Genomic DNA, 24,085 nt, shown 5'->3' with positions numbered 1-24,085 from the left:
GAGTAATCGGCCAACTCAGGCTGGCCTACCGATGTGAAAACCCTGAACATGGCGCACTTGGAGCGCCCTGGCCAACTCCAGATGTGAAGCGCTTTCTATTCCTTCGACCAAAGTCTCGGGTCCATGGTCTTGTATGAGCCGAACGATGTTGCGCAACATCACGTGACCTCGCCTGCTGCTGCTTGCGTAAAGAAACGACCGGTCGATTTTCACAAGGTCGAAATCAACAAGGCGAAGCAGGGCCAAGCCCGCAAAACCAGTTCCAAAGTCATCTAGCCATATCGCGATACCAAGTGCCTGCAGCCTGCAGATGCAATGCAATTCCACGGATCTGGCTTCAACTCTCTGTCCTTCGGTGATCTCGAAGGCCAGCCGGTCGCCACGTATCCCCGCTTCAGAAAGGATGGCCCCGACTTCGTCCGCAAAGCTCGGCTCCCTCAATTGAACAGGAGAAACGTTGACGCTGACGAGAGGCAAATCTGCATTGGTCAGGAGCTTGCAACAGGCCTCGCGGATGGCCCAGTAACCCAGCTGGATAATTCCTCCGGTTTTCTCCGCAACCGGTATGAACTGTTGGGGCGGGACCTCAACACCGTCAAGCATTCGCAATCTCATCAGCGCCTCAACAGCACTGATTTCGCCGGACTCGAGACAGCGTATTGGCTGATAGACGAGCGACAGCAATCCTTGCTCCATGGCAATTTTAACGGTTGAATCAACATCATGCGGCATCAGTAGCCAGCCCCTGAAGGGTTCGCATCGACCGAGATTCCCGCTCTGACCAGTGGTTCCCGTTTCACAAGGAGCTTCTTGAAAACGGCAAAGCCCTGAAGGCTACGCATGGCACAGCTGAACGCCGTCAACGAAAGAGGGATTCGCCATCTGAAACCTCCTCGCCTCTTCAGACGAGGCAAATTCCACGTCGGCACCGCAAGGCGCACCATCGACAACACGGATGATGTTCCTCCAGTCATATCCTTCCAGCGCGTGATAGATATTGAGAGTGATGATCATTTTCGCCATGTGGATTTCGCCAGTGACGGTGGCATCCGCATTGGCGTTATCAGGATCCAGCATTTGGCTGAAATGCAAATCTCCTGCCAATGGCCGCTGCATCAGACCTCTCATTTGACCGGAGACGACGAGTGGATCGATCATGACGAACAAGACGCAGCGCTTCGTCATATTGCCCTCGCAAAGTGGCGATGAATAATTCTGCTTCCGAAGCCCATTTTTACCCCTGTATACTTCGCTACTTGGTAATTCTCAGAAGCATAAAACATGATGTCGCGATGTTTCGGGCTTGTTTCCGGCAATGGTCACAATGTTACAATTGCATTTGTTCGCTCTACGGGTGCCAGTCGACATATGTCGGCACCGACTGCCATATCACAGAGAAGATCGTGAAGTGAATTATGCCTATGGCGATCAAGAGAGTGATCGGCAGGACACCCGAATGCCATAGGTCGTCAACACCGTTCAAACGGTCACGATCCCGGACCTGTCTCCGATCGTCCTTCTTAGACGGGGCCTGATTGACCAACCCGCGCGAGCTGTCGACGGACCTCATCCCTTTTGAGCTTTCGCAAGCTTTTCTGGCCGTACCTCCGATTGACTGATCCTCGGGGGAAGACCCGCTTCTTCGCATACACTCCGGTTCTTCGTTGCTCACCAGATAGAGATGGGATGGCCGCGCCGCTCTTTGTGAATTGGGGCAATCTGGCATTGAGAGTATCCTTAGGGGTCGCGAATAACGTTTGATGGCGGCGAAATATCTCGCTTGGCCACACTCTCCAGGCAGCATCCTCAGCGTGTGCTTCCGGTTTCGGGAGGCGTCAGACGAAGCGTGTAAACCGGCACCGGCTCGGTCGGCCCTAATGGCCCAACCACTTGATTTTTTACAGGTTTGAGCGACTTGAGATATTCTACAAGCGCGGTAATGTCCTCGTCATGCAATCGAGCGAGATCCTGCCAGGGCATGACAGGGGACAGCATTCGCCCGTCCGGCCGCTCACCTGTTGTAAGCGCTTTTTTGAGGTCAGCACTCGACCATGAGCCTATGCCTGTTTCGATATCTGGGGTGATGTTTGGACCAATGACGGTCCCGGCAACAGGGTCCCAAAAGCCAACATCAGAACCGGATAAGGCTTTGCTGTCATCTCGCTTCCCCAGGAAGTGCCCCGGAGTATGACAATGTTCGCAATTGCCGAGCAGAGACAAATACGCGCCGCGGGCAATGAGGTCAGCGTCTGGCTCTGCCCTGGCGCAAAGGGGACCAAGACATAGAGATGCGAGAAGCGTAACGCTTGCCAGCGGAACGCGTGGCGCCTTTAAAGTTCTTGAATACACGGGATCCTCATGTGCTCGGGTTTCACTGTCCGGTGGATGAATCAAGAGGCCGGACATAGGGAACTGGTCAGACGTCGCCATCCTGACCTTCATCCAGGTGATTGCCTTGCCCACGCTCACCGCCAGAGATCGGCATGACGGAGACGAGGCAACAGGCCGCGCTGAACGATAAGAACAGGCGCAACCAGAAAGCGGGCTTCGCCTCCTGCCGCTGCGCGCCTGCCGCCGCATTTGCCAAATATCCGCGTCGGTCTTTGTCGAGCCCTTGTTCTCTCTGGTGAGAACCATTGAAAGCAACGACATTGCTGATCGGCTTTGCCGGGCGCTCAGGAGACATGATGAAGCATCTCTCCATCACAAATCCCGATGCGACCGGGACGGAAACACAATCATAAATTCCAGGTCCTGCCGGTTGATTCCTATGTCCCGGAGGAGACGGTCATCGAGAGCGCGCAACTCCTCGTTATGTCTGGCCGTGGCTTGATACGAGCCAAGCCAGTCTGCTGTTTTGCGCAGCAGGCTTGCACATCGCTTGACGAGACCGGAACCCGAAGCGGAGCCCGTCAGTACGACATCGTCCATTGATTTATCTAGCGCCATGAGAGTTCTCCAAGTTGTTCACTTGAGCCACTCTGGCCGCGTAAAATTTTAAGTTGATTGCCAAACAGGCAGATCGGTTGCAGACGAAATACGCGTTGCTCGCTTTGAATGAATGGCTTCATCTCAGCACTGTCATGCAAACTGGACGATTATTTCCTCGACCTGCCTTATGCCGGCATGTCCCGAGACACGTAAGGTCTGATTGTCCATGCGCAAGCTGCGTCTGGATTTGATCAGTGCGCGAAGCGCTTCTTCCAGTTCGACCTGCGCTAATGCCTGTCCCAGACACCGATGTTCGCCATCTCCATAGACAGGATGCCATCTTGGCCGTTCGCGGTGTAGATCAAACTCGCCCGGATGAGGAAATTGAAGTGGGTCACGAAGCGCGGACATCGTAGACAGAAGCAGCACGCTTCCCCTTGGGATCATGTGGCCTTCTATATCGATATCCTCGACCACGAGGCGGGGAATGGATGCGACGGCCGGTTCCAATCGCAACGATTCGGCGACCGCTGGCGCAATCAGGTTGTCGTTTTCCTGGATCGCGCTCCAGATATCCGGCCTTTCAAGCAATAGTCCTGTCTGGATGACGATCGCGGCGCGTGTCGTATCCGTGCCCCCGAGAACCACGGAAACCAGTTGCATCACGGCCTCGGCGGGAGAAAGATCAGCATTCGCATCCACACTTGCTACATATCGGGAAAGAAAATCATCCTGTGGTTCCCTGCGTCGTTCGGCCATGAGATCTTCGCAATAGGATACGAGTTGACGCGTGGCCTCTTCCATCTCCGGAACATCCTCAGCGCCCCAAGACGTGGTCAGGACCTTCGATACCCGGTAGGCCAACGATGTGAACAATGGAATGTCCGATTGGGAAATACCCAGTATGGCAGCAAGGGTTACGGCCGGTATTGCAGCGGCAAAATCATCGCGAAGCTTGAATCCTTCAGCATAGGCGTGGCTGTCGATGATGCCCTGTGCGAGCCTTCGAACCTCCGGTCTGACGTGTTCCATCAAGCTAAAGGAGAAGCATTTCGCCATTGCCTGTCGCCGCCGCCGATGTACCTCGCCGTTGGAGAACAACATGCTGTTCGCTGCGAGCTCGACGAGCGGACCTGCTGTTATGCCGCGAGCATATAGCAATTCTGTCTCTAGTTGCTTCGTCTTTGGATCCTTCACGAACCTCTGAACATCGTGGCCTCTCAATAAGAGATGCGCACCGTCTTCTCTCTTCAAAAAGGGAACGATGGAGCGATATTCGGCAAATGTCTCATGAGGTTGGGCGTTGAGCTCACGGAAACCAAGAACAGGTGGACTGGCGACTGGAGATGAGTAGGTCAAATGCGGTTCCTTCGATAACGAGACCGCTTTTTTGCCATTCAATCCGACGCGCTCATTACATGGCCACGAAATACTATTGCATTTGACATGAGCATCTCTGGAGGAGCGTCTGTATCTGCCTCTACACTGCGAATGTTAGATCACCTCGAGGGCCTGCAAAGCCCACGATAAGGCTTGATATCCAGCACTGGCGTGTTGTCGTAACAATCCATTCCGCTGAAGGGCAGCGCTTTCTGTTGATGGATAGCCGAGCAAGGGAGGCTCATTAGGCGCGTCCGGCATGTTTGAAGCCGGTCGGTTTCTTTTGCGCTTCAATGGACGGGTGCACGATTACCATTGTCATCGGGACACCTTTTGCAACGGTCTGTTGGCACAGGCCCATCCCATCCGCTGCGATCCCGAAACATCGTCATGCGCTTGTCTTGGTTACATCTGAAACCTCATGCAACTCGACATATTTGATATATTCGATAATATCGATACAAATATTTTTGGTGCCAAACGGCATATCTTACGAGTAGGAGACATTATGCTGACGATCGCAGAGCTTGACGCCAATCCCCAGGCTGCTTTCAAACGCTGGCGCTCGAAGAGCCCTATTGTGGAGTACGAGGGGGGCGGTCTATTCGTTCTTCGCCATGCCGATGTCGTTCAGCTGAGTTCAGACCCACGCATTGTCGCAACAGAAGCTGCGATACCTGAATCCAGAGGTGTTACCGAGGGGATCCTGCATGAGTTTTTCAGCCTTGGCATGTTGACGGCAAACGGCGCGCCTCACGAAAGACGCAGGTCCATCATGTCCCGCGCTCTTTCAACCGTTTTGACAAAGGAACTGCGTACTAGTGTCCGAAACGCGACAGAAGACTTGATCGATACTGTCTACGCACAGGGAACCGCTGAATTCGTCAGCCAGTTTGCCGACAAGGTTACCGTTCTTGCTCTGGCAGGTATCCTCGGCGTTCCTCAGGAAGAGCGTGCCGTATTCGTTTCGCATGTGGGTGAGTTGAGCCGGTTCTTCAGTCCCGCCTCGACGGTTGCCGACATCGCAAAATCGGCTGAGGCGGCAACGTTCCTTCGCGATTACCTGATGCGAAAAATGGCCCAGACGCACACCGGCGCAGGTTTCATGGATGCTATCAGGGAAGCGGCAGAGGATGCGGGCGTGAGCCCTGTGGAAGCAGCTATCCAGATCATTCAACTCATCATAGGGGGAAACGAGTCCGTGCGGGCCGCTATCGTCGCACAGACATCTCTTCTTTTGCTTCATAAAAGCCAATGGAATGCGGTTTGTGAGGATCAAAGTCTTGTGGCCGCAGCTGTGAGCGAAGCGATGCGTTATCAGCCCGGAATTGCCGGAATGGTACGCGCGACTGCGGACGAAATCGAGTTGCACGGGCACATAATCCCGGCACATACGCTGCTGATCTTATCGACAATATCGGCGTTGAGAGACGAAACAGTCTACCAGCATCCTGATACATTCGACATTCACCGCGGTGACCTTGCGCGAGACCATCTCGCATTTGGTGCCGGGTCACATCGATGCGCCGCTGATCATCTGGCACGAATCGAGCTGGAAGAGTGTCTATCGGTTTTCACACGAAGACTGCCGAAGCTGCGGCTGGAAGACATACCAGTTTTCAACGGCCATATCTTTGTTCGCATGCCGAGCCATTTCTGTGTCAGCTGGCCCGTCTGAGAACCAACCAAAAATCATCGGCGCGCGGCGATTGCGCGCTTTACGCAAGCGTTAAATGTCTGCGCAGTTTCGAGGATGCGCAACTTGAAAGCGCTAAATCGCCAAACCTTCGTCGCGAGCCGATCTGTATCGCACAGCCGATGGCCTCACGGTTACATAAGCGCCCAACAGGAAAATGCCGACGGCGACCGCAAGCAGATAATACATGTGGGACAGGGGCGAGGTCGGGAGAAGCGCACCGATCACGACTGGTGTAAGCCCGCCAAAGACTGCGAATGTCACGTTGTACGCCAGCGAGATGCCAGTGAAACGGACACTGCTCGGAAATGCCCGAACCATGAAGCATGGGATCGCTCCAACCATGCCATTGAAAAAAGACGACAGACCGTACAGCAGATACACATTGCCGCTTGCAGGATCCACATAGGAATAGAACAGGAAATTGGCCGTCGCAAAAGGAAGACTGGCAAACATGAAATATCGACCGAGGCCAACCCTGTCTGCCATATAGCCCGCGCAAATGCCCCCCCACACAAACAAACGGCGATCCGAAGGCTGAAATCGCAAGTGCCGACTGGGGATCGAAATGGTACTGCTTTTGAAGGATCAGCGGCGTCATAAGTGTCGTGACAATCACGACAGCCGACAGGATCCATGTCGCAACCACCGAAATCGAAAGCGCCTCCCAGTGACTGCGCAACACGACCAGAATCGGCAGCCGCTTTGCAGCGGCACGCTGCTCTCTAGCCCTTAGGAACACGGGTGTTTCGCTGAGCCACCGCCGCAAGATGGCGCCCAACAGCCCCAGAACCCCTGCCACGACAAACGGGACACGCCAGCCATAGTCAAGCATGGCGGCGGGAGAGAAGTAACTGTGCACCGCCATCGTGACCAGAGAAGCCATCAAGACACCGGCAATGAGAGATGAACTCATGAAGCTGCAAGCCAGCGCGAGATGACGAGGAGCAACGTGTTCCGCGACGAATGTCCAGGCACCGGGAGCTTCGCCTCCAATTGCGACGCCCTGCATCATGCGCAGTAACACCAGAAGGAGTGGCGCCAGCCAACCGGCCGTCGAATAACTCGGGATCAACGCGATACCAGTTGTCGCAAAAGCCATGAGCAGGATCGAAAAAAGGAAAACCTGCTTACGGCCGGAGCGGTCTCCAAAATGGGCCATGATGAGACCACCCAGCGGGCGAAAGACGTACCCAGCGGCAAAAATGCCGAGCACATGAACGTCCGCCAACCATTCCGGAGTGTCCGGCGGGAAGAAATTCTTGCTGATAACGGGGGCAAGAAAGAGAAAGATGACGAAGTCGAAAAACTCCAGTGCGCCACCAATCCCGGAAAGCGCCAGAAGACGAGGAAGCCGTGTAACACTACTTGCCATGGGCGCCCCCTGAAAACATCAGCACAATCTAGTTGCCCGATACGCAACGGGAAATCCAAATTCAAGCAGCCGCCCGCGATTTCTTGGATTAATCGGCGCTAAAGTCATTTCAACTGTAACATGCTGCTCCGCCCGTGTCAGAACTCTTCTGGCGAGACATGATCAGTGATGAGTACGCCATTGAGATGGTCGATCTCATGCTGCAGACAAATTGCCAGCAAACCATGAGCCATTATCTCACAGGCCCTGCCATCGAGGGATCGGTACCGGACGTGAACATGTGTCGGGCGCTTCACATTCACCATCACGCCCGGAAGTGACAGGCAACCTTCGCGGAAAACAGCCTGCTCCCCGCTTGCTTCAATGATCTCCGGATTGATGAAAATTTGTGGACCGAGCGGGTCTCCGCCGGGAAGGTCAACTACGATAACTTGCTTGAGAACCCCTATCTGAACGGCAGCGAGCCCTACGCCCCCTGCGGCGTACATCGTATCAAGCATATCCTTGACCAGCGCGCCAATCGTCCGATCCTCCAGCGACACGGGCTGAGACCGTTGCCTGAGCATCCGATTGAGAGATGAAACAATTTTCCGAACGGTCAAGCGGCGCACTCCTTGTCACTCGCGATGGCTGATCACGCAAAGACCGGGAATGTGGGTGATAATTCGCACCGATTGATTTTAGAAATCTGCGATGAGACTTCAGCTGAAATGCCATCAGCTCTTTTGAGAATCTATAGTTGCCGCCGGATCAGCCGCCTACAACTGTAATCAAGATCATCAGGTGTGAAACGTCGCATTAGCCTTAAATGCCCAAATAATCATCGTCCATTGCACGTCTTTTAGGCGTCTGGACTTTTCTGAAGGCATTTATGGAGAGCATGATGATAACTCAACACCTATCCGTATTGCGATTGCGCGATCTTATCACGACACTCATGCGCAAAAGAAGGCTGAGAGCGGCCATGAACCGTCTGGAAGAGCTGGACGATTACTTGCTCAATGACATCGGAATCGGCCGGTGTGACATCGAAAACATCGTGCGCTTTGGCCGTCGAGGATACACAAAATAAATGGTCGCAGTCGGCATTTGCATACTGCACAACTTAGGGATCGCGACATCACTTTGAGGACTTCGGAGATCCGGCAATACTGCCTACAAGTAAAGTGCTTACACCATTACGAAATTGCAGCCCTTGACGTCCACATCCGACTTCAAGGGCTGCGTTTTGCTTGCCAGGCGTTTTAAGCGGAGCGCAGCTTATTCAATTATCGGGCGCTGCCGGGAGCCGTCCACCGACCTCCAATTTTAAAGGCGTAGAACTGCGTTTTCTGACGATCCGAGAAATTGTTGTCCGCCGCAAGAATGAGAACATCTGTCCCGTCCCTGGCTTTGCCGAGGGAAATTGCCTCGATATTATCTGGCGTCAAGCCGATAGCGCGCAAGTCGAGCACCTGGCTCTTGCGAGCAGGAACAACGCGCTCCCCAGTGCGGGCCAGTGAGGCAATGTTCGAGACATCGGTCGCACCCTCGAGATCGACCATGAACAACTTGATGTTGTTTCCAAAACCTTGAGCGAAGTTGCGTTCAACGACAAGCATGTGGCGATCATCAAGTGCAAGCATGTCAGACATGCCATTGTCATTTGCCCCGTCAGCCTTGCTAGCGGCTTGAGGAATTGGTGAAACCGGATAGACGTATTGTTTTCCAGGCTCGCCCGTGGTGCTGTCGTAACTGATGATCCGGGCAAGACTACCATTGGTAAGCCCAGGCTTGTCTCCATCCTGATAGAGGGCTGCCTCGACCGCGACAAACACGGCACCGGATGGAGCAAACGCGAGATTTTCAAATGACAGGTTCTCGCGAACACCGCTCGTCTTGTTGGCAGTGGGCGCGAATTCCCCCGGCAACCACAATTCTCGAATGGATTTGCCGTCGGACGAGGCGACGTGAACCGACGGCGCGATCAGCGGATCTCCACCGCCTTCGCTAGACCAGTAAATCCCTTCCTTGCCGACACGAATGGCCTCCGGATCTACAGCGTTTTTTGGAAAGGCTTCCCCGTCAGCGTCCAGTAGGGTCACCCGCTTGACCACTTTGACGCTTTTTAAACCGTTAGCGCTCACGTCTATATCAAGCTCGTAAAAGCGGGCAGGTCCCTTGTCGGAACGATCATCGCTGATAGCGATGTAGCGACCACTGGACGGGTCGAAATCCAGGCCCGAAATACCGCCGAATTCCAGTCCATTCTCCATGGTTCCCGTCGGGATGATGACTTCTCCAAGATAGGAGAAGGAAATAGCCGCATCGCAATCTCCAAACGGGCATGTGGTTTCCACAGGCTTCACCTCGGCATTCGCGTAGGTTGTAGTGCCAAGCAGAAAGGTGAATGCCACCGTGGCAAATAAACGCTTACTCATCAAAGATCCTATCTGTGTGAATAGCGGTCGTCGCGCGTAGCCTTCATGGTCAGGGTCGTTTGCGCAAATAGCCTTCCGTCCGGCAACGGCTGCGATCCGCTCTGGTTTTGGTTGTGCAATCAAGATGCGGGACAGTCCTGCCTGTTATGCGCATCTTTTTGACCTGGAGTGACCTGGCCACGTCGGGAGCTTCGGGTACAAATCGCATCGACGGATTTCAGGTTTTAGTGGGCGGACTTCAAATGAAATTGCCAACTCCAATGCATGGCTGGCTGAACGTTAAGTCTGAAACTTTGACGGTTAAGCGGGAAATCGATTTGAAGCATCCAGTCCTCAAATAAAGGCTCTTCAAAACAGGAGATCCTTATGACGAAATACAAGCTCGAATATATATGGCTGGACGGCTACACACCGGTACCGAACCTGCGCGGCAAGACAAAAATCAAAGATTTCCAGACAATGCCCACACTTGAGGAACTGCCGCTGTGGGGCTTCGATGGTAGCTCGACCATGCAGGCAGAAGGGAGCAATTCCGATTGCGTGCTCAAGCCCGTCGCCATGTATCCTGACCCCGCGCGCATCAACGGCATTCTTGTCATGTGCGAAGTCATGCTGCCGGACGGAGTGACGCCGCATGAGTCCAATAAGAGAGCCACCATCCTTGACGATGAAGATGCCTGGTTCGGCTTTGAGCAGGAATACTTTTTCTACAAGGATGGACGGCCGCTCGGCTTTCCCGAGTCGGGTTATCCCGCCCCGCAGGGCCCGTACTATACCGGGGTCGGCCATAAGAATGTGGGCTCCATCGCACGCAAGATTGTCGAGGAGCACCTCGATCTGTGCCTGGCCGCCGGTCTCAATCACGAGGGCATCAATGCGGAAGTGGCCAAGGGCCAGTGGGAGTTCCAGATTTTTGGGAAGGGCTCAAAGCGGGCCGCAGACCAGATCTGGATGGCTCGCTACTTGCTGCAGCGTCTCACCGAAACATACGGCATCGACGTCGAGTTCCACTGCAAGCCGCTGGGCGACACCGACTGGAACGGCTCTGGAATGCATTGCAACTTCTCTACCAAATTCATGCGCGACGTCGGAGGCAAAGACTACTTCGAAGCGCTCATGGCGCAGTTCAACGCAAATGTGATGGACCACATCAACGTCTATGGTCCCGACAACGACAAACGCCTCACCGGCAAACACGAGACGGCCCCTTGGAACGAGTTCTCCTACGGGATCGCTGATCGCGGCGCGTCTGTCCGCGTTCCGCATTCATTCGTTACGAGCGATTACAAGGGCTATCTCGAGGATCGCCGACCGAACAGCCAGGGCGATCCCTACCAGATCGCGTCGCAAATTCTCAAGACAATCTCCCAGGTCCCGACCATGTCATCCGTTGCGGCGTGAGCAGTTGCGAAGAACTGTAGATCGCCCAGCATGGGCCTGAGCACGTAAAACAGGTTGAGAGGCATGGCATTCTGGCGACCTGCCTCTCAACAACCAACCGTCATGGCGCGGCTGGTAGCTCGAAAATAAAGCGCGCCCCACCGAGCGCGCTGTCTGCGCTTGCATGGATGCGTCCGCCATGCGCTTCCACAATGGAGCGACATATGGCCAGGCCCATTCCCATACCGTTTTCCTTGGTCGTAACAAAGCTCTGGAACAGGTTCTCAGCCTCTGCATCCATGATACCCGGCCCGGAATCATCGACTATGCACCGCACCTTGATACCGTCAGCTACCGTCTGAATAGAGATTTGACGCCGATTTTTGCTGACCGAGGCCATCGCCTGAATTGAGTTGACGGTAAGATTGACGACGACCTGCTGCAACTGCGTGCGATCCACAACAACATCCGTGCGGCCCAGTGCCGGCAGATGCGTTACACGAACCTGATGCGTATGGCACTCGTGCTTTAAAAATGACAGTGCTTCGGCAACCACATCATCGAGCGGCAGAACCTGTTCGCTTGTTGCCCGCCTTAGCGCGAGGTTTCGCACTCGGGATATAACGCTAGCGGCACGCTGGGCATCCGCGACGATTCGCTCCACGATTTCCTTGACCTCGGAAAGCTCAGGTTCCGGTCTTCCTAGCCAGCGCAACCCGGCTTCGCCATAGGTGGTGATTGCTGCAAGCGGCTGATTGACCTCATGGGCGATAGACGCCGTCAATTCTCCCAGCATGGAAATCCGGGCTGCGTGTGCGTAATCTGCCTCGATTTGCCTCAGCTTCTGTTCCGCCAATTTCCTGTCCGTCGTGTCTACGAAGGCATTAATTGTTAGTCCATTGTCGCCCACCTCAGGAGGGAATGTGACCGTCAACGATCCCTCCCTTACTCTGCCATCGTAGGCGGTGATCGTAACCTCCTCCTCATAGGTCGTATTGTCGAGATAACGATGTTTGAGCAGACGGGAATAGATTTCGGGATGGTTGCGCCACAGCGGCGTGATCGGACCTTTCAACTCATCCGCGTTGGTGACTCCAAGAACTTTTATCGCAGCGTAATTTGCCTCCTCTATCACTGTGCTTTGCATCGCAGCCCACAGGAACTGCGGGTTCCCGGCGATATAGGCTTCGAGATCGTCTACCCCCTGCTCCTTCAGCTCTGCGAGAAGCGCAAGGAGCCCGCTGGCATTCACCTGCAACACCGGAACCGGCACATGCTGGAAAAGGTCCTGATAACGTCGTTCGCTCCGGCGCAGTGCTTCTGCGGCTTTCTTACGATCCGAAATATCAATGAAAGCCACAAGACTCTTGTCAGGACTGGATCCGTGTCGCGCCGCCGCATAGAGAACGTCGATGACCGTTCCATCCATACGGCAAACTTGACCTTCCTCCTGGAAGAAGTTCTCACCCCGATATCTCGCCTCGATAGACCGTCTAAGCGTTGCTATCCCGGCTTGCCAGTACCGCGTTATCGGCCCCTTCATCGCCTCTTGAGATTCTGCCCCGAACATCGCGACATTGTAGTGATTGACTTCCTCAACATGCATCGCGTTCATCACGTCGGCCATGAAGCCGGGATTGGCGTCAATATATGAAGAAAGATCTTCTACGCCCTGCTCACGAAGGCTACGGAATATATCGACAAGACGGCTGGCATCGACCTCCGTCAATGCGATCGGCATGTAATCGAAAAGCTGTCTGAAGCGGCGCTCACTCGCAGTGAGCCGGTCAAATTCTTCTTTTTCGGCGGAAATATCCTTTAGTGCGAGAAGAAGACGAAGGTCTGTTTCCGATCGATGGATTATGACCGACGTCAGTTGAGCATGATAGACACTACCGTTGTCATGGCGCATCCGGCACTCGCCACGCCACTCGCCCTCGCCCAAAAAGGACGAGACGACCAGATCAATGAAACTGCTCGCGCTCTCTTCTGGCCAAAGAACACCGATCCCTGATGCCGCATGATCTGAAACCTGAACCGCCCATGTTGTGTCCCGCATGATCTGACGGACGACGTCATCATGACGTTGAAGATGGTTTGCGAGATCTGAAACCCCCTCCTTTTGGAGCGTGGTCAACACAGCCATGGCGGAGGATGCATCGACCTCCACCACGAGTGCACCCATCGCCGTGAGAAGCCTGCTTAACGCTTCCGGGGAGCTTGGCTTCAAGTCCATCAAACCGATTTGCTCAGGCAAAGGGCTCACGATTCATCCTTTAAAAAGCTCGCGCACAAAACGACTTTCACAATGTCTACTTTTTTGGCATGAAGGGGAAACGCTTTTAAGTAAAGCAATGTGTGTTTTTGCAAGAGGGAACACGTGAAGCCCCAGCCCCCCATCATTCACGTCATCGATGACGATGAATCTCTCAGGTCTGCTTTGGACAGCCTGTTTCGGTCTGTCGGCTTTACGACTGCGATGTATGTGTCGACTGAGGCTTTCCTGGCAGCCAGTCGTTCGGATACTGAAGGATGTCTGGTGCTCGATATCCGATTGCAAGGGACGAGTGGGCTCGATTTTCAGGATCAGTTGAACGCCCGTGGCATTTTCATTCCAGTTATCCTGATGACGGGTCACGGTGATATTCCGATGTCGGTCCGCGGTATGAAAGCTGGTGCTGTGGACTTTCTGACAAAGCCATTTCGCGATCAGGATATGCTGGATGCAATCGCTTCAGCACTCAAGCTTGATCGAAAGAGGCGCGCGGAGCATGGACAGACCGCCGAGACCGAAGCGCGCTTTCAAACGCTCTCCAGTCGAGAACAGCAAGTGATGTTGATGGTGACAAGGGGTTTGCTGAACAAACAGATCGCAGGAGATCTGGGTATCAGCGAGGTTACAGTCAAAATCCATCGTGGCGCTGCAATGCGGAAGATGGGTGCCCGCACGGTCCCTGATCTGGTGCGTATGGCCGATGCCTTGCAGGAACGCGATCCAAAACGAAGCACTAACACCACCGTATGATTTCGTGACAGGCCCGTTTATGCGATGAGGTAGGATACGTACCAGTATCTTTCCACAAGGGTAATCGCAATGCCGAAGCACAGCAACGTGCTCATCGCCATCGTAGATGATGACAATTCCTTTCGCACAGCAACGGAAGGCTTGATGAGGTCCCTTGGATACGAGACAGCAGGGTTTGCAACAGCTACAGAATTTCTGGAAGCCCGCACAGGCCTGAACCCGGCCTGCGTAATCTCCGACATTCACATGCCGGGAATGTCAGGCATCGAGATGAAACAGAAAATGAACGACGATGGCTGCGAAACCGCGGTGATTTTCGTCACTGCAAAGTCCGATGCTTCCTTGGTCAAACGGGTGTCTGAATGTGGTGGCTTCGTATTGCTATACAAGCCCTTCAGTGGCCAGGCCTTGATCGACGCTGTGCAATCCGTGTTAGGCAACCTGCTCTGCTAGTCGGCGGCGCGTCACCGCGAATGTTTCTCATGTCGAGCAGGATTTTGTGTCTGACCCGACTTTTTCGAGTTGTCGGAAGCGGCGTTCGAGTTCGATCTGTTCAGCCTCGAAACTTTACCACCTGGAATGGCGGACACCTTTGACCGGGGCTGGGTTGGAAATGTAAGGCTGAACGGAATAGGTTCAAAAGCATTGGCCGGCACAATGAGGGCAGCCAGGACTGCCATCGTTTGAAACAGTGTCTTCATTCTAGACTCCAATGGTGAGGTGGGGTGATATCAGACTGAAGGCAGCATGATCGGTCGCCCAAACCTCGCCATTGTTTCAAAATTTATAGAAATTCGTTTCGGCTGTAGCTCAGCTCTGGTCCAAGCTAATCAGGTCCGACGCCACTGGGGGTGACGAGATTGCTGGTCTCGTCGCCCTGGCAGCTTGCTCCGTCAAGTCTCAAAATGGTCGATTGGGTAGGCCTGACGTACACCGTCCGGGGCATACGCCTCCACAGGCTGCAAAACCGCCGTTTCATAAAGATCATCCCAAAACGTATCATGCAGTCGAGAGTCAAATCTCTGGACCGCGGTTTCATGCGCGTTCAGTGCCATCGCATCGAAAGAGGTCGGAGAATTCAACATTTCCTCCAGACGACGAAGCGTCTCTTCTGCCAGCCGATCCACCTCCTGCGCATGGATTTTCTCGAATGTTTTTGACCCGCGATCTGGACTGTTCAAATGTATCCATTCGCCTTTATCGCTCAAAGGCAGGTCAAGCATGATGCCATTGACGCCATCCCTTATAAATTCCGGCAGTGCACATTGTCGGGTAGCGATGACAGGGGTGCCGTTGATGAGAGACTCGATCGCGCTGTAACCGAAGCTGTCTCCAAAGGTCGGGAGCAGAAGGAAATGGGATTGACGGATTTTTTCGATCACCTGCTGATTGGGCAGCTCTCCCCAACATCGGACATTGGGCAAATTGAGAAGTGGTCGATACCGATCGAAAAAACTCTCATCCAGTGGATCTGTCCACGAGACGCGACCAATTTCCAGCTTGGAGATGATTTCAATTTCCAATGGCAGCCCTGCATCCAGCGACAACTGGGCAAGACGCAGAGCCACGCAACCACCCTTTCTCGCAAAGTGGTTTCCAACAAACAGCAGACGAATTGGTGGCAAAGTCTGTTTTTTCGCTGGCGGATCCTTTGGCAATACGACGGAGGGCATGCGGACAACCAGCTTTGCCGCAAGTTCATGATATGCAGATGTCCCCTCATGTTGCGCGAGAAAGGTGCGTTTTGCATATTCGGAAATTCCGACGATGGCCCTGCACCGCTCATTCAACAACTGGTTTCGCATGAACGTAAAGAAGAATGAGTTTTCAATTCCGAAACCTCTGGGAAGATGTGACTCAAATCCTATGACAAAGGGCTTGGGATTGAGTGGAATCCGGTTGAATCCATGAATGAGATCGATCCTGTCGAGCAAACTTGGGGGGAATACCGTCACGCCTTCAACTTTCGGCGACAGGTAATTCATCGGCAGAAATCGACGCCGGAGAATGTGATGACGAGACGTTCTTGGGCTGTTGAAGAGGGAGGGGTAACGGACCGGAGCTAGAATAGTGAGGGGACCAGTCATGGTTCTTCTCGCGTTCTCGGGATTATATGAGGTTTGGCTCCCAACTTGGTCGCATCAATCGGCCGAAGCCTGCGGACGGATCGGGGCCGCCAGTGGCATCACTGTGGGCGTTACCGCCTAGGGCACAGGGTGTGCCTTCCCGTAGATCTGGATGGGATCACGGGGCCACGTAGACGTGGTAACCTCGGCTTTGCGGTTAACTCGATTGGCATCAACGTCCGGTCTCCATCATTGCGATGACGAACCTCTGGACGGCCTGCAAAAGCGTAATGTGAACGAGAAGCGAAATAGAATTACATCTGCAACGAGCCGAAATGGCTGGGAGCAAAAATGCTGAACGTCGCTTATTTGGCCCAGGTAATCTCAGCAATCGAGCCGGCGGCCCGAGTTGCCACTCCGGTTGTCCCGGACTTAAAATGAAACGCGGGGAATACTTATCGTGAAAGGTTTGCGCACCAGCGCAGAAGCCTTGTGACAATACTTTCGTCAGGCATGGACGGGCGGGACGCCTTTAATAATGAACGTCCAGACTTGGTCAGGTAAACAATTCCCCCTTCACACCACTCTCCACCAGCATCAATCCGGACAAGATCGCGCTGCCAAGCTTTCGTAAAGCTGGGGTCGGTCTCCAGACTTTCCAATTCGTCGGACGTCAGCAGGATTCTCCCGCCTGCTACATCAATGGTCGCCAGGAACTGCTCGACTGAGCAACTGCACATCGGATCCGATTTTATTGCTGCTGACGCTTTCAGACTTTCAACCTGGGGCATTTGATCGATCCTCATAGCCGCAATCGGGGTCCGACTGTGGCAGGCGTGGCAGCGTGTCGGAGATGTAATTTTCTTAGAAAGACGACCCGATTATCGGATGCGTGTCAGATCGGCAATATCTGCTTTCAAATGCAACAAACCGTGTGCTCCCGGCGCGTTTGTCGGGCGGCGGCGAATTTCATTTGTAACGCGGGGCGTCAAAACAGAAACAATGTCGCACTTGGGGAGAGGCAGAGTCTGGTGATGGCCTTCATGCCGAGACACTTCGCCACCTCTTACCGCGGATAACCCAAGTTGCGGACCAATATGACTGCCTATCCTCAGATCAATTTGGCCGTCTCCAGGTGCGTGTACCTTCAAATTTGCTCGCTTGCCTCAAAGCTTGGCGTCAACTCGCATTGCTCGGCTCAGTATCAGCCCCTCAGCAGCCCGATTTCCCCTTCACAACATGAGCAGATATGACGACCCTCCCATCTGTGCCCACCACGCTCACTCGATTTATCTTTGTCGACAATTCCTTGAGGATATTGGTCTGCATATCAGGCGCGTTCTTCCTCGCCTATTTTGCGTCCTGCGGCGGTGTAATGGCGGGATGCAGGGCATGGGGCATAACTGATCGCTTTTCTCTAGCCGGTGCGGTTTTTGCCTTCGCGTCTCTTTGTTTGTGCGCTTACGCCTCGTGGCTGACATTCAGTGGAATGAGGCAGGCAACATCCATCAAGCGGTTGCTGGATGGACAGTCACTCCTGCACAGGTTCGCTCAAGCGTTTGACGAGACCCTGAACAGGGACGAATTCACAGTCGTTGCAACAAGAGTTCTCTCGGAGTTCGCATTCTATTTCGGGGCGGACGCGCTCAGGGTCGAAATCGTGGAGCCGCGGACGGGTGTAACGATCGAAGAATATTTGAGTGCACAATTCCCGCCTCCCCTCGCGCCTGAAGTCAAAGCACACTTCCTGACACGGGTCAGCGCATCGCAAACCACCGAAGACCAGTCTGCCGGCTATTTCCTCGACATTGCCAATTCACATTCCAAGTCGTTCACTGGCCGCCAAACAACGACTGTCGCCGCGGCGGTTTTAACGCCACTCGGACGCATTGCCATTATGCTCCTGACCTTTCCCAAGCCTCGGCGAACCTTTCGACAGGATGAAGTTTCGCTGCTGTGCTCATCTCTGTCTGGTCTCATCCAGACGGCTTCTGACCATTGCAAGCGCAGAAACAGGGAAGATCTCGAACGGCGCCTCAGGCATGCGGAACGCGTACAAGCGGTTGGTACGTTGGCGGGAGGCATAGCGCATGAGTTCAACAACATCTTGGGCGCACTGCTCGGCTATGGTGAGATGGCATTGCAGCGCGCGCAGGAGGGCGGTCAGGTGGAGCCCTATCTTGCGGAAATGATGTCTACTGCCAGACGAGCAGAATATATTGTGAACCAGATCCTCACTTTGAGTCGAAACCGGGAGCAGGAAAGGCGCCCGATCAACCTGGTGGAAGCGATCCGGGACGCCCTACCGCTGATATCGGCCTCGTTGCCTCTCTTGGAGGTCAATGCATGTCTGGAGCCCGATGAGGATTGCAAACTTCTCGGTCATCCTGTTGAACTCCAACAGGTTGTCATGAACCTCTGTAAAAACGCGGCAGAAGCGTCACGCGGAGAAATCCGGGTTGACATAAATGTCGATGTTGTCGTCATCAAGGATGTTCACTCCTTGTCCTTCGGACTGTTGCAACCAGGCAAATATGTGCGCGTCCGTATCGCGGATAACGGCACAGGGATATCACCGGATGCCCTGCCGCATATCTTTGAACCATTCTTCACGACAAAGGCTGCCACAGGAGGTACGGGCCTCGGGCTCTCCGCTGTCCACGGCCTGGTAACGGCCATGGATGGCCGGATCAATGTAGAAAGCGACTGCGCCAAGGGCACATCTTTCGAAGTGTATTTTCCCCATTCGACACTATTGCCCACTCCTATCAACCAATTCTTCGAAACGCCGAAAGTGACTTTGGGCAACGGGCAGCTGGTCGCACTTCTGAAACCCTATGCACGCGACCTTGCGATGCATGAGGAAAAGATTGCAGCGCTTGGCTACGAACCGGTTGGGTTTCTCGATATCGGCGCCATGGAGGAATGGCTGTCCACCCAGACCCCGGACTTGATCATTATCGATATCAGGTCACTACCGCCACGTTATACAGCATGCGACATAGCCTCGATGGCCCAAGGCGCATCTGTCGTGTTGATCTCGCACGCGGGAAACGAGGACATGCTCAGCGCTGCAATCGCGTTGCGCTTCAACGTGCTACGGGAGCCGTTAAGCACCAGCGCACTCGCTGAAGGTATCAGAGAGGCATTGATCCGGACGTGAGATAGATACAGGGATCGCGAAGACCTGCTTATTCCACAGGGTCGTGATGCAGGCACGGCCTGGCAAAACAATTATCTCTGGTTCTCAGGAAACTCTAAGCGTTGATGTACCACCGGCAAATTTGTCGATGTTGAACTGGCATTTGCGCTCGTGATCCCTGATGGAAGAAGAGGGGAACCAGATTAAGGCGTCCAATTTTTGGTGCGCGGTCCTCGGTTCGGAAGCACAGATTGCATTTGTGCTGAAGCAGGCGGCGGATGGAACCCAATTTGGGAGGTGTGCCGTAAGGCATTTCGGATGCGACGTTGCACAAATGACGTAAATACGCGTGTGTGATGCCGTTGGAGATGAAGCCATTACCCCAGCTTGCAGAGGAAATGCCAAGCTGAAGCGGATTGTGGCGGATCTTTTACTGAACAAGGCCCTGCCCCAGGATGTTCTGTTATGAAAGCTGTGAGGCCTGTCCACAAGCGCAAGCTTGTCGACTCAGTAGAAGCGGACTGGAAGGTTCGATCCGGTGTGCATGCTCGGTGTTGAAGTTTGACCGGTCGCTCTATGTCTACAAGTCCAGACGTGGCGAGCAGGCCGAACTAAAGCTGAAGATCAGGGACACCTACCAAACGCGCGTGCGCTAGCCAAGGGGTACGTCGCCGCAGAAATTCTAGCTGCGCCTCTACCGCTGGATCGCCTTGGTCGAGATGGCGGAGTAAATAATCTAATGCCTGGCGCAGAATCCTCCGCTCGCCGCTCGCTTCAGCTGTTGCTCGGAGCTCGCTGACGATTTCGAGGTTGCCTGCGATCCCACTGGCGGTCAGGTTGGCCGACCCTATGAGCAGCCGCCCCTTTGCGTCCACCGGTATCGGCGTCGAGTGTCAGGGAGCGAAAATGCTTCGGATCGTTTTTCTCGACGAGTTCAAGGGCGGTCTTCGTAACTGGTAATCGCAGATTATGCGCCAAAACAACAAGGTCAGGATTGAGGCCCGCGATGATGCCAATTCCGCGCTCAAGCAGCCTGCCCTCCTGAATAGGGATGGCGCGTAGGATTTCCGCAGCTTCATTGACCCCGCCGGCAAGCGCGTCCGAAAGCGCGCAGGCGGAAAAGGGCTGGGTAGACAGTTCATCGATGAGGGTATCGAAGCGCGACTGTAATGCATCGAGATCGACGGCATGCGAATAGGCTTGCGCGGAAGACGCGCCTGAAAGAATGATGGTCATTATATTGCTCCTGCTGACAGTGCCGATCAGCCTGCAGACCTCGAACCCACGGCGTCCGATCCGGAAATCATTTCCGTATCCGGCGGCCAGCCAGCTTCAAACGAAGCCGGGTCCTAGAAATGGGATGATCGGTTGAGTGGCTCAGTTCATCGACGAAGTGCAGGCACATCGAAAACGACGGGGCAACCAGCTGCACCGTGACAAAATGCGCTCATCAACAGGATCAGATGACAGAGAAGCTTCCCGTTCGGAAGCAAAGCAAGTAAGGGCCACATAGCCCAATGCCTTTCTTGAGAAGGTTGCGGGTTAGGCCCTCGTTCGATGTTGGCGCATCGGCGGGGGCCGTTAAGTGTCTGCAGATATTCAGTTTCTGCTGACGCTGTCGACATAGCCCGGAGTTTTACATCCGGCAATCCGGTTGGAACACATCCGGAACAAAGAGCACCGGTATGGTTAACAGGGTACGCGGCGAACACCGGTCAAAAAATAGCCCCGCGCGGGCGGGGCTATCGGTACGGCTTTTTGCACGTCACGCCGGGACGGCTGCTCCAGAAGCGATTCTCCTCCTGGCCGTGACTGTCCTTTTCGGCGCGCTCATGCCAATGAACAATCTGTTGATCTTGGCCAGCGTCACCTCAGGCCCCTTGCGCAGCCGGCACGTTCAGGTCTGCCGGTGCCGGCTGCGCAAGGTCACTGGTGGCCCCTTTTTTGGGGACTGGACGCAAGGTCAACCGCTGAAAACTTTTCGTTAACCAAGCCACGAGATGACCGCGAACGCTCTCGCCATCTCGCTTGCCATTTCCGCACCATCGATTATTTGAACAGTCACGACAGTGTCGTCCCAAGCGGTTGTGAGCGTGAGGGAGAGCCGATCCTGCGTCAAGAGCTCTCGACGGTAAATACCGGCTCACACGGTCCCGTCATCGTTTTTTCCGACATACCGAAGAACAACGATGCGCGCCGCGCAGGGAGATCATCATGACTGATACCTTCAACCTCAATCACATTGAAACGACGTCCGATCCCTACCTCGAACAACTCCTCACGTTCATCCAGATGAACGCAGAGATGGAGCGAGGCTTTGTACCGGCAACCGCCTTGCTGCAACACGCTAGAACCTTCGAACCGACGGACACCAATCCCGATTGGTTCACCCGCGGTCCTGCGAAGCAGGCCTTCGATAACGCTACGCAAGTTCTTGTCTCACGAGTGGCAGCGGGAGAAACCGGCATCCGTTACGCCGAAGGTTATGCGATGGACGCCGAACTGCCAATTCCGATGCAACATGCATGGCTCGTTGACGAAGAAATTAAGGTCATTGATCCAACTTGGCGCGACACAACTGGCAATCTGTATTTCGGGATCGTATTCGAAACGAATTTCGTACTGAACCTGCTGCAGAGCAAGCAAAGTGCCGGCATTCTTGTGGATGCGGTCGGTATGCGCCGACACTACGGAACGCCAGAGCTTTTCGAGCGAGGCGTCTATCGTACCGCAGCTGTTTGATCTGACGACCACATCCGAGCCGGCCCGCCCAAAATTTCCCGCGCCGGCTTGGAACGGCGAAATTTCACGCTAGGTATTGCTTACCAATGACCTTCGTAGAGCAATCATTACCAAGAACGTCCTATTCTATGCCCGCTACTCAACCGATCGCCAGGATGAGCAATCCATTGAGACGCAGGTGGCGCTGGGCCGCGAATTCGCCCGCGAACGCGGTTGGACGATTATCGAGACCTTAGAAGATCGAGCGATCAGCGGGACGAAACTGAAGTCGCGGCCTGGCATCCAGAACGTCCTGCGCCGTATCAAGCGCGGCGACATTCACGTTCTTCTTTGCGTTTCGGTCGACCGCATCTCCCGAGATATGGAACACAGCTCCGGCATTCTCAAACAGCTTCGACACCATAGTGTTGAGCTCTGGACAGTCCAGAACAGCTCCGCAGTTAATGACATGGAACTCGGTCTTCGCTCGATCATCAGTCACGACATGATCGAACAAACCCGTTACCGTACGCGCGAGGGCATGAAGACCTCCGTCAAGAAAGGTCGGGCTGCTGGAGGGATTGCCTATGGCTATAGGGCCAAGCTCGTCTATGACGCCAAAGGCGATCGTATTCCCGGCGAACGGGAGATTGACGAGGAACAGGCCGAGATCGTCAGATGGCTTTTCGAACAATACGTGCTCGGAAGGTCACCGAAAGAATTGGCTGTCGAACTCAATGGACGTGTGCCGACCGTACCAGGCCCTCGCGGGCTTAAATAATGTGACACTGCTATCCGCGGTCATCGGGATCGTGGTGCTGGCATTCTCAACAACGAGACCTATATTGGTCGCCTCGTATTCAACCGCCGCAATTTCCGAAAGAACCCGGAAACGGAGAACCGTGAAGCGCGGATGAATGATAAAAGCGAGTGGGTGGTCGGCGAGAAGCCTGAGCTGCGGATCGTGTCCGACGAGATGTGGACAAAGGTTAAGAAACGCCAGATGGAAGTCGAAGCGAGTTTCAGCCATACGACGACCAACAGATTAAACCGAACACATCGACCGTCCTACCTTCTCAGTGGATTGCTTGAGTGCAGCCATTGCAGCGGTCCCTTCGCCATCATGGCGAAGGACCGGTATGGCTGCACCAATCGCCAGAAGAAGCTCCCTATCGAACATCTGGGTGGCGTCGTTTGCCCCAACTCCAAAACCATCAGCCGGCACGAGTTGGAGAGGCGGGTTCTCCACGCCATTCCCGCCCATCCAGGACGAGATCAATAAGCAACTGGCTGCTGCGGGAGCGAGCCGTGAACGCAACGAAGGTAAGCTGCGCGCTAGCTTACGCGATATTTCGCACGGGCAAGAGGTGGTCGCAGGGCAAATCACCCAACGTATCATGAACGGACAGCCACAGATCGAAGCATTCAATAAGATGCTCGATGACCTACAAAACCAGCGTAATGAAATTGAAGCCAATCTCGCGACGACCACCAGAAAGTCGATAGGTCCACCGAAGACATTCATCATCAATCCGGCGATGTATAACGCTGTCATCGGTGCGCTCACCAGAGTTATCCGCACCGCTGCTAGCCAAGATGATACAGTTCAGCGACATTTTAACTTCCTGAGGCAGCTTGTTCAGAAGGTCGTCATCTCGCCCACCTCTGACGGCAAGTCAACGGAGCTGACAATTTACGGTCAACTTGCTGCTATCCGTGCGTTTATGCAAGCATTCCTGTAATATAGTGCCGGTCTCGCGCAGCATCATAGAAACGAGTTCGCCCGCCGGGTCAGGGCGGGTGAGTTCAATAATCAGTCTGAGAAGCTGGCCTATTTTGAACGCTGTAGTGCCGTAATCACCGAAGCGGAGGCCGAATGGAAGCTGTTACAAGTTTCGTTGGTTGCGGGGGCAGGATTTGAACCTGCGGCCTTCAGGTTATGAGCCTGA

21 protein-coding genes are annotated in these 24,085 nt (G+C 54.3%); 9 read left to right on the top strand and 12 right to left on the bottom strand.

Annotated features, from left to right (window positions below; translation table 11 throughout):
- Positions 1 to 15: 15 nt before the first annotated feature.
- A complete protein-coding gene (locus tag ASF69_RS13965; RefSeq protein ID WP_280136386.1) occupies positions 16 to 696 on the bottom strand; it encodes an EAL domain-containing protein in 681 nt (226 codons plus the stop codon).
- Between the two features lie 144 nt (positions 697 to 840).
- Between ASF69_RS13965 and ASF69_RS23100 the strand changes: the two genes are divergently transcribed.
- Positions 841 to 1,209 carry a hypothetical protein gene (locus tag ASF69_RS23100; RefSeq protein ID WP_156462071.1) on the top strand — a complete coding sequence of 123 codons (369 nt, stop codon included), beginning with the start codon at positions 841 to 843 and terminating at the stop codon, positions 1,207 to 1,209.
- 597 nt (positions 1,210 to 1,806) lie between these two features.
- Here ASF69_RS23100 and ASF69_RS13950 read toward each other — a convergent pair.
- From ASF69_RS13950 to ASF69_RS13935, 4 genes are all read right to left on the bottom strand, one after another.
- Positions 1,807 to 2,463 (bottom strand): cytochrome c, encoded by a 657-nt coding sequence (locus ASF69_RS13950; protein ID WP_244475479.1) that lies wholly within the window; start codon positions 2,461 to 2,463, stop codon positions 1,807 to 1,809.
- Positions 2,417 to 2,686, bottom strand: a complete 270-nt coding sequence (locus ASF69_RS13945) for a hypothetical protein (RefSeq protein WP_062588486.1) — start codon at positions 2,684 to 2,686, stop codon at positions 2,417 to 2,419. Before ASF69_RS13945 ends, ASF69_RS13950 begins: the two co-directional genes overlap by 47 nt.
- Positions 2,687 to 2,703: 17 nt before the next feature.
- Positions 2,704 to 2,949: a DUF1127 domain-containing protein gene (locus tag ASF69_RS13940; protein ID WP_062588485.1), complete on the bottom strand. Its 246-nt coding sequence runs from the start codon at positions 2,947 to 2,949 to the stop codon at positions 2,704 to 2,706.
- Positions 2,950 to 3,081: 132 nt separating this feature from the next.
- Entirely contained in the window at positions 3,082 to 4,290 is a 1,209-nt protein-coding gene (locus tag ASF69_RS13935) for a cytochrome P450 (protein ID WP_156462070.1), read from the bottom strand.
- A 529-nt stretch (positions 4,291 to 4,819) separates the two neighbouring features.
- Here ASF69_RS13935 and ASF69_RS13930 point away from each other — a divergent pair.
- Positions 4,820 to 5,989 carry a cytochrome P450 gene (locus tag ASF69_RS13930; protein WP_062588481.1) on the top strand — a complete coding sequence of 390 codons (1,170 nt, stop codon included), beginning with the start codon at positions 4,820 to 4,822 and terminating at the stop codon, positions 5,987 to 5,989.
- Positions 5,990 to 6,029: 40 nt separating this feature from the next.
- Here ASF69_RS13930 and ASF69_RS13925 read toward each other — a convergent pair whose 3' ends face one another.
- From ASF69_RS13925 to ASF69_RS13910, 3 genes are all read right to left on the bottom strand, one after another.
- Positions 6,030 to 7,382, bottom strand: a complete 1,353-nt coding sequence (locus ASF69_RS13925; protein ID WP_244475478.1) for an MFS transporter — start codon at positions 7,380 to 7,382, stop codon at positions 6,030 to 6,032.
- Positions 7,383 to 7,519: 137 nt separating this feature from the next.
- Entirely contained in the window at positions 7,520 to 7,984 is a 465-nt protein-coding gene (gene def / locus ASF69_RS13920; protein ID WP_062588479.1) for a peptide deformylase, read from the bottom strand.
- A 666-nt stretch (positions 7,985 to 8,650) separates the two neighbouring features.
- Positions 8,651 to 9,802, bottom strand: coding sequence for an esterase-like activity of phytase family protein (locus ASF69_RS13910; protein ID WP_062588475.1), 1,152 nt, complete (start codon positions 9,800 to 9,802; stop codon positions 8,651 to 8,653).
- A gap of 366 nt (positions 9,803 to 10,168) precedes the next feature.
- Between ASF69_RS13910 and ASF69_RS13900 the strand changes: the two genes are divergently transcribed.
- Positions 10,169 to 11,203 carry a glutamine synthetase beta-grasp domain-containing protein gene (locus tag ASF69_RS13900; RefSeq protein WP_062588471.1) on the top strand — a complete coding sequence of 345 codons (1,035 nt, stop codon included), beginning with the start codon at positions 10,169 to 10,171 and terminating at the stop codon, positions 11,201 to 11,203.
- Between the two features lie 100 nt (positions 11,204 to 11,303).
- Here the strand turns inward: ASF69_RS13900 and ASF69_RS13895 are convergent, their stop codons facing one another.
- Entirely contained in the window at positions 11,304 to 13,448 is a 2,145-nt protein-coding gene (locus tag ASF69_RS13895) for a PAS domain-containing sensor histidine kinase (protein ID WP_156462069.1), read from the bottom strand.
- Between the two features lie 90 nt (positions 13,449 to 13,538).
- Between ASF69_RS13895 and ASF69_RS13890 the strand changes: the two genes are divergently transcribed.
- Positions 13,539 to 14,207, top strand: a complete 669-nt coding sequence (locus ASF69_RS13890; RefSeq protein ID WP_348271379.1) for a response regulator transcription factor — start codon at positions 13,539 to 13,541, stop codon at positions 14,205 to 14,207.
- A 69-nt stretch (positions 14,208 to 14,276) separates the two neighbouring features.
- Entirely contained in the window at positions 14,277 to 14,660 is a 384-nt protein-coding gene (locus tag ASF69_RS13885) for a response regulator (RefSeq protein WP_062588466.1), read from the top strand.
- Positions 14,661 to 15,100: 440 nt separating this feature from the next.
- Here ASF69_RS13885 and ASF69_RS13880 read toward each other — a convergent pair whose 3' ends face one another.
- Together ASF69_RS13880 and ASF69_RS13875 are read right to left on the bottom strand one after the other, a co-directional pair.
- A complete protein-coding gene (locus tag ASF69_RS13880; RefSeq protein ID WP_162238080.1) occupies positions 15,101 to 16,192 on the bottom strand; it encodes a glycosyltransferase family 4 protein in 1,092 nt (363 codons plus the stop codon).
- Between the two features lie 536 nt (positions 16,193 to 16,728).
- Positions 16,729 to 17,064 carry a hypothetical protein gene (locus tag ASF69_RS13875; RefSeq protein WP_062588461.1) on the bottom strand — a complete coding sequence of 112 codons (336 nt, stop codon included), beginning with the start codon at positions 17,062 to 17,064 and terminating at the stop codon, positions 16,729 to 16,731.
- 698 nt (positions 17,065 to 17,762) lie between these two features.
- Between ASF69_RS13875 and ASF69_RS13870 the strand changes: the two genes are divergently transcribed.
- Positions 17,763 to 19,436, top strand: coding sequence for an ATP-binding protein (locus ASF69_RS13870; RefSeq protein WP_062588459.1), 1,674 nt, complete (start codon positions 17,763 to 17,765; stop codon positions 19,434 to 19,436).
- Between the two features lie 753 nt (positions 19,437 to 20,189).
- On the opposite strand, the gene ASF69_RS13865 is transcribed toward ASF69_RS13870, so the two are convergent.
- Complete coding sequence (locus tag ASF69_RS13865; protein WP_062588457.1) at positions 20,190 to 20,651, bottom strand: hypothetical protein; 462 nt, start codon at positions 20,649 to 20,651, stop codon at positions 20,190 to 20,192.
- Between the two features lie 978 nt (positions 20,652 to 21,629).
- On the opposite strand from ASF69_RS13865, the gene ASF69_RS13855 reads away from it, so the two are divergent.
- From ASF69_RS13855 to ASF69_RS23260, 3 genes are all read left to right on the top strand, one after another.
- A complete protein-coding gene (locus ASF69_RS13855; RefSeq protein WP_062588453.1) occupies positions 21,630 to 22,157 on the top strand; it encodes a hypothetical protein in 528 nt (175 codons plus the stop codon).
- Between the two features lie 76 nt (positions 22,158 to 22,233).
- A complete protein-coding gene (locus ASF69_RS23095) occupies positions 22,234 to 22,917 on the top strand; it encodes a recombinase family protein (RefSeq protein WP_156462068.1) in 684 nt (227 codons plus the stop codon).
- Positions 22,918 to 23,275: 358 nt separating this feature from the next.
- On the top strand, positions 23,276 to 23,878 hold the full coding sequence (locus ASF69_RS23260; protein ID WP_244475477.1) for a hypothetical protein: 603 nt from the start codon (positions 23,276 to 23,278) through the stop codon (positions 23,876 to 23,878).
- The last annotated feature ends 207 nt before the right edge of the window (positions 23,879 to 24,085 follow it).

Source organism: Rhizobium sp. Leaf311 (assembly GCF_001423445.1).
Classification (GTDB): Bacteria; Pseudomonadota; Alphaproteobacteria; order Rhizobiales; family Rhizobiaceae; genus Agrobacterium.
The sequence above is the reverse complement of the archived record's forward strand: the minus strand, read 5'-3'. Positions and strand labels throughout refer to the sequence as shown.